The sequence below is a fragment of the Shinella sp. Sh6 genome (assembly GCF_055392685.1).
Genome location: NZ_AP044006.1, coordinates 699,697 through 712,341 on the forward strand (window position 1 = coordinate 699,697; position 12,645 = coordinate 712,341).

The window sequence follows — 12,645 nt, forward strand, 5'->3', positions numbered from 1 at the left end:
GCTCAGATTTCCAGATAGGACGAGATGATCGCCGCGACGTCGGATTGCGGGTCGCTTTCCGTCTGGACCTCGTCCGCCGCGGGCGCGACGATGGCGCCGGTGCTCGACACGCTGAAGGCCGAGACGCCGGAGGCCTGCGGCAGGGCGGCGATCTGCGAGGAGGTCATCGAGGCGAGCTGGCCCGGGGTGAAGGCGCCCGCCTGCTCGACCGTGAGGCCGGCGAGGGCCGCCGTATGCAGGCCCGATATCGCCTCCGACCCCAGCGCCAGGATCTGGTCGACGGAAAGGGCGTTGAGGTCGTCGGAGCCGAGCGCGGCCGCCTGCGTGGCGGTCAGCGCGCCGACCTGCTCGACCGAGAGGGCGCTGACCTGGCTGGAACTCAGGGCGCCCATCTGGCCATAGGTGAGGGCGGCGATCTGGCTGGTCGAAAGGGCGGCGATGCTCTCCGTCGACAGCGATCCCATGACGGCCGTCGGCAGGCCCCGGATCGCCCCGATGCCGAATGCCGCCAGTTCTTCCGTCGAGATGGTCTGCATCTGCGCCGTCGTCAGGCCGGCAACGCCCGGCTGGGTGAGCGCCCCGATCTGGGCAAGCGAGAGCGCCTCCACCTGGTCGGTGCTGAGGGCGGCGACCTGCGCGCTGCTGAGGCCGGCGATTTGCCCGGTGCCGAGCGCGGCGATCTCGGCTTCCGAGAGCGTAGCGAGATAGGCGGGCGGGAGGCCCTTGATCGCCGCGCCGCCGATGGCGGCGAGCTTGGCGGGCGTCAGGGTATCGAGCGCCTGGCTGGAAAGTCCGCCGAGCGCGGCGGCGCTAAGCGCCGCGATCTGGCTCGTCGAGAGTGCATCGGCCTGTGCGAGGGTGAGGCCGGACGCCTGCAGGCCGGTAAGGCCGGCAAGGCCGCCCGGGCTGAGGGCCGCGATCTGCTTTGCCGTCAGGGCCGCGATATCCGCCACGCCGAGCGCGGCCACCTGACGGGAGGTGAGAGCCGCGACCTGGCTCGTCGAGAGCGCTGCGACCTGCGCGGTGGAAAGGGCCGCGATCTGGCCCGTCGTCATGCCGCCGATGCCGGCGGGGCTGAGCGCCTCGATCTGCTCCGGCGTGAAGCCGGAAAGGATCGCCGACGACAGGCCCGCCATGGCCGAGGAGCTGATCGCCGCGATCTCGGCGGTCGTGAAGAGCGCGATGTCGTCGGCATCGAGCGCACTGACCTGCTGGGAGGTGAGCGCGCCGATCTGCGTTGCCGTCAGCGCCTCGATCTGATCGGCGCTGAGCGCGGCGATCTGGCTGGTGGAGAGGCCGGAAATGCCGCCCGTGCCGAGGGCGGCGATCTGGCCTGTGGAGAGGCCGGCGAGCGTGGCGGTCGAAAGGCCGACGATGGATCGCGAGCCGATCGCCGCCATGTCGGCGGTGGAGAACAGGGCGATCTCGGCGGAGCTGAAGGCTGCGAGCTGCTGCGAGGTGAGCGCGCCGACCTGCGCTGCCGTCAGCGCCTCGGCCTGCTCGCTGGAAAGGGCGGCGATCTGGCCGGTGGAAAGGGCGGCGATGCCGTCGGTGCCGATCGCTGCGATCTGTGCGGTGGAAAGGGCGGCAAGGTCGTTCGCATCGAGCGCGCCGATCTGAACGGAGCCGAGAGCCGCCATCTGGCTGCTCGTCAGGGCTTCGAGCTGGCCGCTGCCAAGAGCGTCGATCTGCGCGCTGGTGAGGCCCGCGACGGCAAGCGCGGCGACCTGCGCGTGGCTGAGGCTTGCCACGGCCGCCGTCGTGAGGCCGCCGACCGCCCGCGAATCGATGGCGGCGATGTCGGCGGGCGAGAAGGCCTGAAGGCTTCCGGTGCCGAGGGCGGCGACCTGCGCCGAGGTCAGCGCGGCGACCTGCGTGGTGGTCAGCGCCTCGGCCTGCGCGGTGGAAAGGGCCGCGATCTGATCCGTCGTCAGGCCGGCGATGCCCGCCGAGCCGAGGGCCGCGATCTTCGTCGGCGAAAGCGCGGCGATGCCGTCCGTGCCGAGCGCAGCCACCTGTTTCGAGCCGAGGGCCGCTATCTGCGCCGTTGTCAGGCCCGCGATCTGCGCGCTGGAGAGCACGTTGATCTGGGCGCTCGTCATGCCGGCAAGGCCGGTCGGTCCGAGGGAGGCGATCTGCTCCGTCGTCAACGAGGCGAGCACGTCGGTCGAAAGGCCCGACATGGCGCCCGAGCTGATCGCCGCCATGTCGGCCGTGGAGAAGGTGTCGATGTCGTCCTTGCCGAGGGCTGCGATCTGCCGCGAATTGAGCGCGGCGACCTGCGTGGGGGTCAGCGCTTCGGCCTGTGCGGTGGAAAGGGCTGCGATCTGGTCGGTCGAAAGGCCGGCGATGGCCGCGTTGGAGAGCGCGGCGACCTGGGACGGCGTCAGGGATGCGATGTATTCGGTGCCGAGATTGGCGATCTGGCGCGCACCGAGCGCGGCCACCTGCGTGGGCGTCAGCGAATCGAGCTGCTCGCTGGTGAGCGCGACGATCTGCCGGGAGGTGAGGCCGGTGATGGCGCCCGTGCTGAGGGCGGCGATCTGCGCGGTCGAAAGGGAGGCGATGGCTTCGCTCGAAAGCCCCGCGATGGCATCCGAGCCGATGGCGGCGATATCGCGGGTCGAGAAGGTGGCGATCTCCTCGATGGAGAAGGCGGAAAGCTGCGTGGAGCTGAGCGCGCGGGTCTGGTCGGAGGTCAGCGCCTCGGCCTGCGCGGTGGAAAGGGCGGCGATCTGGCCGGTGGTGAGGCCGGGGATGCCCGCGGTGCTGATGGCGGCGATCTGTGCCGTCGAGAGCGCGGCGATGGTGTCCGTCGAAAGGCCGGCGATCGCGCCCGCGCCGATGGCGGCGATCTCCTGGGTGGAGAAGGTCGCGACATCGTCGGCGCCGAGGGCGGCGAGCTGCGTGGAGCTGAAGGCGGCGATCTGCGTGCGGTTGAGGGCCTGGGCCTGCGTGGTGGTAAGCGCCTGGAGCTGTTGCGTGGTCATCGCGGCGATGGCGGACGCGCTGATGGCGGCGATCTGCGCGGTCGAGAGCGAGGCGATCGTCGCCGGCGAGAGGCCGGCAATCGCATCTGCGCTGATCATCGAGATATCCTTCGTGGAGAAGGCGGCGATGTCGTCGGTGCCGAGCTCGGCGATCTGCCTGGACGTGAGCGAGCCGACCTGGACGGCCGTCAGCGCCTCGGCCTGCGCGGTGCTCATCGCCGCGATCTGCTGCGAGGTGAAGCCGGTGATGCTGCCCGCGTTGAAGGCGGCGATCTGCATCGTCGTCAGCATGCCGATCTGGTCGGTGCCGAAGGCGGGAACCTGCGAGGAGGTGAGGGCGGCGATCTGGTTGCTGCGGAGCGCCCCGATCTGGCTGCTGTCGAGGGTGGCGATCTGGCCGGAGGTGAGGCCGGCGATGCCAGCGGCGCTGAGCGCGGCCATCTGCGTCGTGGAGAGCGCCGCGATGTCGCCGGTGGTGAGCGCTGCGATCTGGCCGGAGGTGAGGGCGGCGATCTGTCCGGTCGTCAGTGCCGCGACCTGGTCGGTCTGCAGGGCGGCGATCTGGCCGGTGGAGAGCCCGGCGATGGCCGACGCACGCAACGCCGCGAGCTGGGCCGAGCTGAGCACGGTGACGTCATGCTCGAGTGCGGCGGCCTGCGCGGCCGTCAGGGCCGCGATCTGCGCGGTGGAAAGCTCGCCGACCTGCGTGGAGCTCAGCGCCTCGATCTGGCCTGTCGTGAGGCCTGAGAAGGCGCTGGTGGTGAGCGCGCCGATCTGTTCGGAGGTGAGCGATGTGAAGACGTCGGGATCGAGACCCGTGACGGCGCGATTGCTGAGGGCCGCGATCTGCGCGTTGGAAAGCGCCTGCATGTCCTGGGTGGTGAGGACCGCGGTCTGCACGGAGGTGAGGCCGCTGATCTGGCTCGTCGAGAATGCGGCAAGCTGGCTCGTCGACAGCGCCTCGATCTGCTCGGCCGTCATCCCGGCGAGCGTGTTGCGGTTGACGGCGGCGATCTGTGCGGTGGAAAGGCCGGCGAGGGCGGCCGGATCCAGCCCCGCGATGGCCTTGTTGGAGATCGCCGCGACGGCCGTGGTGGAAAGGACCGCAAGATCGGCCGAGGTGAGGGCGGAAAGCTGCGTCGCGGTGAGGGCCTTGACCTGCGCGGTGGAAAGCGAGGCGACCTGGGTCGTGGTGAGGGCGCCGATCTGGTCGGCCGTCAGCCCGCCGATCAGGTTGGCGCCGATGGCGGTGATCTGCGCGGTGGTGAGCGAGGCGACGAAAGCGGTGTCGAGCCCGGCAAGCTGCGTCAGCGTCAGGTTGCCGATCTGCGCGGTGGTGAAGGCCGCGATCTGGCTTGCCGAAAGCGCGGCAAGGCTTTCCCTGTCGAGGCCCGGGATGGATTTCGAGTTGATCGCGGCGATGTCGTCGGTGGAGAAGGTGGCGATGCCGTCGGGACCGAGCGCCATGATCTGGCTGGAGCTCATGCCGCGGATCTGGTCCGGGTTGAAGGCCTCGATCTGCGCGGGGGTCAGGGCGTCGAGCTGGACCGTGGTGAGGCCCGCGATGGCGTTCGAACCGAGAAGCGAGATCTGTTCCGTGGTAAGGGCCGCGATGGCGTATGTCGGCAGGCCCGACATGCCCTTGCTCGAAAGGGCGGCGATCTGCTGCGCGGAGAGCGCGGCGAGCGCCGCCGTGTTGAGGCCGGCGACCTGCGCGGCGCTGAGGGCCCCGACCTGCGCGGTGGAAAGATTGCCGATCAGGTTGGAGCCGATGGTATACATCTGGATCGGCGTGAAGCCCGCAAGGCCGGCAAGGCTGAAGGCGGCGAGCTGATTGCCGGTAAGGCCCGCGATGGCCTCGGTGCGGATGCCCGAAATGGCCCGGCTCGTCAGGGCGGCGATATCGGCGCTGGAGAAGGTCGTGAACGCTTCCGGCGCCATGGCGGCGATCTGCGCGGCATTCAGATATCGAACCTGCGCCGGCGTGAAGGCCTCGACCTGGTCGAGGCCGAGGGCGGCGATGTGCGCGGACTTGAGGGCGGTGATCTGGCCGGATGTCAGCGCGGCGACCTGCCCGGTGCTGAGGGCGGTGATCACGTCGGTGCCGAGGGCGGCGATGGCACTGTTCTGGATGGCCGCGATATCGGTGCTGGAAAAGCCCTCGAAGGAGGCCGGGCTGAGGGCGCCGATCTGCCCCGCCGTCATCGCCCTGATCTGGCTCGGGCCGAGCGCGGCCGCCTGCTCGACGTCGAACTGGCTGACCTGTGCGGTCGAAAGGCCGCTGATGGACTTCACGTTCAGCGCGGCGACCTGCGCAGTCGTAAGGTTGGCGATGGTGCCGGTGCCGAGGCCGGACAGTGCATTCGCCGAGAAGGCGGCGATGTCGGCCGGCGAGAAGGCCGCGATGGTCTCGGAATTGATGGCGCTGGTCTGCGCGGCGGTGAAGGACTTGACCTGCGTGGGCGAGAAGGCATCGAGCTGCGAAAGGTCCAGCGCGCCGATCTGCGCCGCGGTCAGGCCCCGCACCGCGTTGGCGTTGATCATGGCGATCTGGCCGACGGAGAAGGAGGATAGGTTTTCCGGGCTGAAGGCCGCGATCTGCCGCGCGTCGAACGCGTTCACCTGGGTCGGCGTCATCGCCTGGACCTGCTCGGGCGTCAGCACGGCGATCTGCGCGGGGGTGAGCCCCCGCACGGCCTTGGGCGCGATGGCGGCGATGCTTGCGTTCGAGAGCCCCTTGATGGCCTCGATGCTGAGGGCGCTGATCTGGGCCGCGCTTATCGAGCCGATCTGCGCGGGCGTCAGGGAATCGACCTGCTCGGGCGAAAGGGCTGCGACCTGTGCAGCGGTGAGGCCTTCGACCGTCTTCAGCGACAGGGCGGCGATCTGGTCTTCGGACAGCGAGCCGATCATGTCGGCCTTGAGGCCGGAGACGGCCCGCGAGGAGATCGCGGCGATATCCGCAAGCGAGAAGGTGGCAAGGCCCTGGGTGCCGAGGGCGGCGATCTGCTGGGCGTTGAGGGCCGCGACCTGCAGGGGCGTCAGCGCCTCCACTTGCGACGTGCCGAGCGCCGTCATCTGCGTGGACGAGAAGCCGGTGATCGCGCTGGTGCTGAGGGCCGCGATCTGCGCTTCGGAGAAGGCGGAGATGGCGGCGGCGCTGAGGGCGCCGATCTGCGACGACGTGAGAAGGGCGACCTGCGCGGTCGTGAGTGCCGCGATCTGGTCCGATGTGAGGGCATCCGCCTGCGTGCGGCTGAGGCCGGCGACGGTCAGCGGCGCCAGCGCGCTGATCTGCACGGTGGAAAGGCCGGCAAGGACCGCAGGGCTGAGGCCCTGCACGGCCTTGTAGCTGATCGCCGCCATGTCCTCGGTGGAGAAGGCGGCAAGGTCTTCGGGATCGAGCGCGGCAAGCTGGGCGGCGCTGAGGGCCTTGACCTGCGCGGCCGTCAGGGCCTCCGCCTGGTCGGAGGAAAGCCCTTTCACCTGACCTGTTGTGAGGCTCGAGACCTGATTGGTCGTCAGGCTTTCGATGGCATATTTGTCGAGCGCGCCGATCTGCTCCAGCGACAGGCCGATGATGGCGCCCTGCGTGATCGCGCCGATCTGCCCGGAATTGAGGATGCCGATGTCCTCCGTTTCCAGCGCGGCGATCTGCGAGGAGGAAAAGGCGTTGATCTGGCCGGTGGAAAGCGATGCCACGTCCTCCGTCGTCCAGTCCTTGATGGCGGCCGCCGAGAGCAGCTTGATCTGGCTGATGCTGAGGGAGGAAACGATCGACGTCATGGGCAAAGTCCTGAAATAGGAAAACGAAAGAACAAAAATCCACGGGTTCGGCAGATTGCTCGATACAGGGGTGAGCTTGTCCGAGCCTGAAGCCCGGCGGAGTTTGTGCCGAAGGTGGGAAAAGTGTGTTCTGTCGCGCGCTTGCCGCCAGGCCGGAAATGCCCTGCCCGAAAAGGAAACGCCGCGGAATGGCTTCCGCGGCGTTTTCGTCAGCGCCAGCCGAGGGCCGGCGCGACGTGCTTCAGGATCGCCTCGATGACATGGGCGTTGTATTCGACGCCGAGCTGGTTCGGCACGGTCAGGAGCAGCGTGTCGGCCTCGCGGATCGCCTCGTCGGCGGCAAGCTGGTCGATCAGCTTGTCCGGCTCGTCGGCATAGGAACGCCCGAAGATCGCGCGGGTCTTGTCGTCGATGAAGCCGATCGAATCCTGCTCCTTGCCGCCGCGGCCGAAATAGGCCCGGTCGCGGTCGTCGACGAGGGCGAAGATGCTGCGGCTCACGGACACCCGCGGCGTGCGGCTGTGGCCCGCTTCCTTCCAGGCCTCGCGATAGGCGCGGATCTGTGCCGCCTGCTGGACATGGAAGGGCTCGCCCGTCTCGTCGTCCTTGAGGGTCGAGCTCTGCAGGTTCATGCCGAGCTTTGCGGCCCATTCGGCGGTGGCGTTGGAGCCTGCGCCCCACCAGATGCGCTCGCGAAGCCCTTGCGAATGCGGCTCGAGGCGCAGGAGGCCGGGCGGGTTGGGGAACATCGGCCGCGGGTTCGGCTCGGCGAAGCCGTCGCCCTTCAAGACGTCGAGGAACACTTCCGCATGGCGGCGGCCCATGTCGGCATCGCTCATGCCCTCCTGCGGCTGGTAGCCGAAGTAGCGCCAGCCGTCGATCACCTGCTCGGGCGAGCCGCGGCTGATGCCGAGCTGGAGGCGGCCTTCGGAGATGAGGTCGGCCGCGCCGGCGTCCTCGGCCATGTAGAGCGGGTTCTCGTAGCGCATGTCGATGACGGCGGTGCCGATCTCGATCGTCTTCGTGCGCGCGCCGACGGCGGCCAGCAGCGGGAAGGGAGAGGCGAGCTGGCGGGCGAAGTGATGCACCCGGAAATAGGCGCCGTCCGCGCCGAGCTCCTCGGCGGCGACGGCAAGGTCGATCGACTGGAGAAGCGTATCGCCGGCCGAGCGGGTTCCGGATTGGGGGGAGGGTGTCCAGTGCCCGAAGGAGAGGAAACCGATTTTCTTCATGGTGTCAGCCTCGACGCTATGCGTCCGTTGGAGGGAGTGTTGGGCCAAACATGGTGGATCGCCCCCGGCTTGAAAAGCCGCTCCCGGAGAACGGTGCGTTCACAGATCGAGGCCGATGGGCCTCAGACCGCCATGCGCAGTTCCGCCTCGCGGCCGAGTTCCGTCATCCACTCGACGAATTGCGGGCGGGCCTTGACCTGTCGGCCGTAGTGGCGGGCGAGCGCGGCGGTGAGGTCGCCCCTGCGGCCGAGCAGCGTATCGGCGAAGCCGACCATCTGCGAATTCGGCCAGGCCTGCGGGCGGATCGCCACCAGCCGCTCGAAGAGGCTGTCGACGGCTTCGCCGGGGTTCGCCTGCGCCATCAGCGTCAGCATCGCGGCCGTGGAGCGCGACACGCCCATATGGCAATGGACGAGGATGTGGCCGGCCGCATCGGCGTCCTGCCGCGTGGAGAATTCCTCGCCGAAGCGCAGGATCGACTCGACATGATGCGGCGTCGGCATGGTGCGGCCGGGCAGAGCGTCGATGATGTCATGGAAGCGCAGGACTGTGCGGCGATGGGTCCCGTAGGCGCCGAACGCTTCCAGCTCAGCACGTTCCGGGTCGATCAGCGAGAGGACATGGGTCACGTTGCGGGTGCTGTGGCCGCCAAGCTCCTCGATCCCGCAAACGGTGAGTTCGGGAGAAAAAATCACATCCATCGTCGTCTCTTTCACTTCTGTGCCGGAGGGTATGACCTCAAAGGGCGGATCGCGCGAAGCGCCTTGCCCATCATGCCCGGCAGGGCGGCAAAAACAAGACGCGGAATCGGCTCAGCCTATATTTGAATTTCCATCAACGCATTGAAAAGACTGAGGCCAGTCCATTTCTGCATGGGCTTTTGTCCAAATTGAATTGGCGCGCGGCGGCAAGCCCCGCCAATGTCCGCCGCAAGGCAAACGAGGCATGAAGAGGATCATATGGGCAGGATCGTTTACGTCCACGGGCAGTTCGTCCCGGAGGAAGAGGCGCGGATCGGGCTTTTCGACCGCGGCTTCCTGTTCGGCGATGCCGTCTACGAGGTGACGGCGGTGATCGCCGGGCGCATGATCGACAACGACCTGCATCTGGCCCGCCTCGAACGCTCGCTCGGCGAGCTGGATATCCGGCTTTCCCTGTCGCGTGCCGATATCGAGGCGGTGCAGGCCGGGCTGATCGGCCGCAACGCACTTTCGGACGGCGTCGTCTATCTCCAGGTCTCGCGCGGCGAGGCGGACCGGGATTTCTTCTATCCCGGGGCGATGGAGCCGAAGTTGATCGGCTTCACGCAGGCAAAGACCCTGACCGGCACGAAGGCGCAGGCCGAGGGCATCGCGGTCGATCTCCAGCCCGATCCGCGCTGGCACCGGCGCGACATCAAGACGACGATGCTGCTCGGCCAGGTGATGGCCAAGCAGGCGGCGCGCGGGCGCGGCTTTTCCGACGTCTGGCTGGTGGAGGACGGCGTGGTGACGGAAGGGGCCTCGTCCACCGCCCACATCATCACCCATGACGGCCGCATCATCACCCGCGCCGCGTCTGAGGCGACCCTGCCGGGCTGCACGCAGCGCGCCCTCGCGCGGCTCTGCGAGCGGCACGGCCTGCGGATCGAGGAACGCGCCTTCACGCCGAAGGAGGCGCAGGAGGCGGCCGAGGCGTTCCAGACATCGGCCTCCAGCCTCGTTACGCCGGTGGTGCGTATCGGCGACCAGGCGGTCGGCGACGGGCGACCGGGACCGATGACGCGCAAACTCCAGGCCCTCTATCTGGAAGCTGCCGGCGTTCCGGCCTAAAAGGGCAGGAGCGGAAGAGGGGCGACATGCAGACGGCACGGCAATGGGGGCTGATCCCGAAGGGGCGGCTCGAACCGGGCGCGGAAAACGCGATCACCGACGTGCCGGGCGTTGCGGTCGGCCATCGCTCGCTGCGCGGCGAGGGCGTCTTCACCGGCGTGACGGCGGTGGTTCCCCATCCGGGCGACCTCTTCCGCGTCAAGCCGCGCGCCGCCGTCGAGGTCATCAACGGCTTCGGCAAGTCGGCCGGCCTCATGCAGGTCGCCGAGCTCGGCACCATCGAGACGCCGATCCTGCTCACCAACACCTTCGCCGTTTCGGCCTGCACCGAGGCCCTCATCCGCCGCGCCATCGCCGCCAATCCGGCGATCGGCCGCAAGACCTCGACCGTCAATCCGCTCGTTCTCGAATGCAACGACGGCGCCATCAACGATATCCAGGCGCTGGCCGTCACTCCCGCCGATGCCGGGGCGGCGCTGGATGCCGCCCGCACCGGGCCGGTCGAGCAGGGCGCCGTCGGCGCAGGCTCGGGCATGACGGCCTTCGGCTTCAAGGCGGGGATCGGCACGGCCTCGCGAAAGCTGCGCGTCGCCAAACGCGATTTCACGCTCGGCACGCTGGTGCTCGCCAATTTCGGCGCGGCGGGCGATCTCGTCCTGCCGGACGGGCGGCGTCCCGAACCGCGCGCGCCGGCAAGCCCCGAGCGCGGATCGGTGATCGTCGTCATGGCAACCGACCTGCCGCTCGGCGACCGGCAATTGCAGCGCGTCGCACGGCGCGGCGGCGCGGGCCTTGCCCGGCTCGGCGCCTTCTGGGGCAACGGCAGCGGCGATGTCGTCCTCTGCTTCACGACGGCCGATCCGGTCGAGCACGAGCCGTCGTCGCCCGTGACCATGCAGCAGCGCCTTGCGGACGACCATATCGACCTTGCCTTCCGCGCCGCTGCCGAGACGACGCAGGAAGCCGTCCTCAACGCGCTCTGCGCGGCGTCGGCAACGCCCGGCCGCAACGGCCGCCTCTATCCCGCACTTGCCGACTGGCTCAAGGAGAACCCCGTCCCATGAAAGTCTTCATCTCCGCCGATATCGAAGGCACCGCAGGCATCGCCCATTGGGACGAGGCCGAACGCACCCATGCCGACTGGGCCGAGTTCCGCGCGCTGATGACGGCGGAAGTCGTCGCCGCCTGCGAGGGCGCGCGCGCCGCCGGGGCGAGCGAAGTGGTGATTAAGGACGCCCATGACAGCGGCCGCAACCTCATCCTCGACCGGCTGCCGGACTATGTGCGGATCGTCCGCGGCTGGTCGGGCCATCCCGACGCGATGATGTTCGGCCTCGACGCCGGCTTCGCCGCGGCGATCTATACCGGCTACCATTCGAAGGCGGGCAGCGAGGCGAACCCGCTCGCCCATACCTCGAACCTGCGCATCTCGCGCCTCGTCCTCAACGGCGAGGTCGCCTCGGAATTCACGGTCAACGCGCTCTGCGCGGCCGGCTATGGCGTGCCCTCCGTCTTCCTCGCCGGCGATGCGCAGATGTGCGCCGAGGCGCGGGCGATGGTGCCGGGCCTTGCCACGGTCGAGACGCTGGAGGGCGCGGGCCGCGCCTCGACCTCCCTCTCGCCGGCCTGGTCGCGCCGCCTGATCCGCGAAGGGGTCGCCGCCGCGCTCTCCGGCGATTTCGCCGCGGCGCTGCCCGCCCGCGCCGAGCGCTACGAAGTCGTCATCGAGTTCAACAACCCGACGGACGCCTATCGGGCCGGCTGGTATCCGGGCGCCTATGCGCACGGCCCCCGCGCCGTCGCCTTCGCGCATGCCGATTTCGCCGAAATCCTCCGGGCGCTGGTCTTCCTCAAGGTCTGACCGGGCAAGCCTCCAGCACCCGCCCGGCGGTGCGCCAGAGGTCCTCGACCCTGCCGCTTCGGCTGCCGGCGTGGCGATAGAGGCGGATTTCGAGGTCGAGGTTCCAGCCCTCGTCCGCCGAGGCGGGAACGAGCCGGCCCGCCTCCATCTCGTCGCGCGCAAGGCTTTCCGGTAGCCAGCAGACGCCCGCGCCGGTGACGGCCATGGTCATCAGCCCGGCGCTGATCGTGTTCTCGTGCGTCGTGCGCCGCCGGAAAGGCGGGCGGCGCAGGAAGAGGCGCGAGAGCGCGACGCCGAAGAACGAATTGAACCCGTAGCTGAGATAGGGGACGGCAAGCCGCGGCTGCGCAACGGCGCGGTCGATGAGGTTCAGTCCCTTCTGCTCGCTGCCGGCGACCGCAAGGCGCGGCGCGGCGAGCGGGATCAGCCGGTCATGGGCGACCGTCAGCGAGGCGAACCGGCCGCGGTCGAGATGGAACGGCACTTCGGGGTGGGCGTAGGTAAGGAAGAAATCCGCCTCGTCGCCGATAAGCGCGTCGAGATTGGCTTCGATCCCGCCGCGGTCGGGCAGGAGGGAGGTGCTGAAGGCGCCGCCCGCTGTTTCCAGCGCCTTCAGCCATTGCGGGAAGAAGGTCACCGTCAGCGTGTGGAGCGCGGCAAAGCGGACGAGGCCCGGCTCGTGCGACGGGCGCAGCGCCTCGCGCGCGGCATAGAAGGTGCGGATCGCCTCCTGGGCGACCGGCAGGAAGGAGCGCCCCGCCGGCGTCAGTTCCGCAGGCATCGTCGCGCGGCTGATGAGCGTCGCGCCGAGCCAGCCTTCAAGCTGCTTGATGCGGCGGCTGAAGGCGGACTGCGTGACGTTGCGCAATTCCGCCGCCCGCGAGAAGCTGGACGTGTCGGCAAGCGTCACGAAATCCTCCAGCCACTTGATCTCCATCGCCGCCGTCCTCCATGCCTTGCCGCCG

At 69.0% G+C, this 12,645-nt stretch carries 7 protein-coding genes; 3 read left to right on the plus strand and 4 right to left on the minus strand.

The genetic code is table 11. The features are described from left to right. Window positions 1-2 precede the first annotated feature (2 nt). The 3 genes from ACZ5TO_RS21835 to ACZ5TO_RS21845 all read right to left on the minus strand — a co-directional run bounded on the left by ACZ5TO_RS21835 (window position 3) and on the right by ACZ5TO_RS21845 (window position 8,709). Entirely contained in the window at window positions 3-6,776 is a 6,774-nt protein-coding gene (locus tag ACZ5TO_RS21835; RefSeq protein WP_464800673.1) for a beta strand repeat-containing protein, read from the minus strand. A gap of 209 nt (window positions 6,777-6,985) precedes the next feature. Continuing rightward, a complete protein-coding gene (locus ACZ5TO_RS21840) occupies window positions 6,986-8,008 on the minus strand; it encodes an LLM class flavin-dependent oxidoreductase (protein WP_464800674.1) in 1,023 nt (340 codons plus the stop codon). A gap of 122 nt (window positions 8,009-8,130) precedes the next feature. Next, window positions 8,131-8,709, minus strand: coding sequence for a tyrosine phosphatase family protein (locus tag ACZ5TO_RS21845; RefSeq protein WP_464800675.1), 579 nt, complete (start codon window positions 8,707-8,709; stop codon window positions 8,131-8,133). Window positions 8,710-8,967: 258 nt separating this feature from the next. Between ACZ5TO_RS21845 and ACZ5TO_RS21850 the strand changes: the two genes are divergently transcribed. Genes ACZ5TO_RS21850 through ACZ5TO_RS21860 form a run of 3 tightly spaced genes read left to right on the plus strand, consistent with a single transcriptional unit; the run spans window position 8,968 to window position 11,680 of the window. Beyond that, on the plus strand, window positions 8,968-9,819 hold the full coding sequence (locus tag ACZ5TO_RS21850) for a D-amino-acid transaminase (RefSeq protein WP_464800676.1): 852 nt from the start codon (window positions 8,968-8,970) through the stop codon (window positions 9,817-9,819). A gap of 26 nt (window positions 9,820-9,845) precedes the next feature. Next, a complete protein-coding gene (locus ACZ5TO_RS21855) occupies window positions 9,846-10,883 on the plus strand; it encodes a DmpA family aminopeptidase (RefSeq protein WP_464800677.1) in 1,038 nt (345 codons plus the stop codon). Next, window positions 10,880-11,680 (plus strand): M55 family metallopeptidase, encoded by an 801-nt coding sequence (locus ACZ5TO_RS21860; RefSeq protein WP_464800678.1) that lies wholly within the window; start codon window positions 10,880-10,882, stop codon window positions 11,678-11,680. The genes ACZ5TO_RS21855 and ACZ5TO_RS21860 overlap by 4 nt, the downstream gene beginning before the upstream one ends. On the opposite strand, the gene ACZ5TO_RS21865 is transcribed toward ACZ5TO_RS21860, so the two are convergent. Then, window positions 11,670-12,617, minus strand: a complete 948-nt coding sequence (locus tag ACZ5TO_RS21865) for a LysR family transcriptional regulator (protein ID WP_464800679.1) — start codon at window positions 12,615-12,617, stop codon at window positions 11,670-11,672. The two genes, ACZ5TO_RS21860 and ACZ5TO_RS21865, sit on opposite strands and share 11 nt — an antisense overlap. Window positions 12,618-12,645 lie beyond the last annotated feature (28 nt).

Excerpts from the sequence above, each read along its gene's own strand:
- ACZ5TO_RS21835 (WP_464800673.1), bottom strand. The coding sequence starts at position 6,776 with ATGACGTCGATCGTTTCCTCCCTCAGCATCAGCCAGATCAAGCTGCTC.
- ACZ5TO_RS21840 (WP_464800674.1), bottom strand. The coding sequence starts at position 8,008 with ATGAAGAAAATCGGTTTCCTCTCCTTCGGGCACTGGACACCCTCCCCC.
- ACZ5TO_RS21845 (WP_464800675.1), bottom strand. The coding sequence starts at position 8,709 with ATGGATGTGATTTTTTCTCCCGAACTCACCGTTTGCGGGATCGAGGAG.
- ACZ5TO_RS21850 (WP_464800676.1), top strand. The coding sequence starts at position 8,968 with ATGGGCAGGATCGTTTACGTCCACGGGCAGTTCGTCCCGGAGGAAGAG.
- ACZ5TO_RS21855 (WP_464800677.1), top strand. The coding sequence starts at position 9,846 with ATGCAGACGGCACGGCAATGGGGGCTGATCCCGAAGGGGCGGCTCGAA.
- ACZ5TO_RS21860 (WP_464800678.1), top strand. The coding sequence starts at position 10,880 with ATGAAAGTCTTCATCTCCGCCGATATCGAAGGCACCGCAGGCATCGCC.
- ACZ5TO_RS21865 (WP_464800679.1), bottom strand. The coding sequence starts at position 12,617 with ATGGAGATCAAGTGGCTGGAGGATTTCGTGACGCTTGCCGACACGTCC.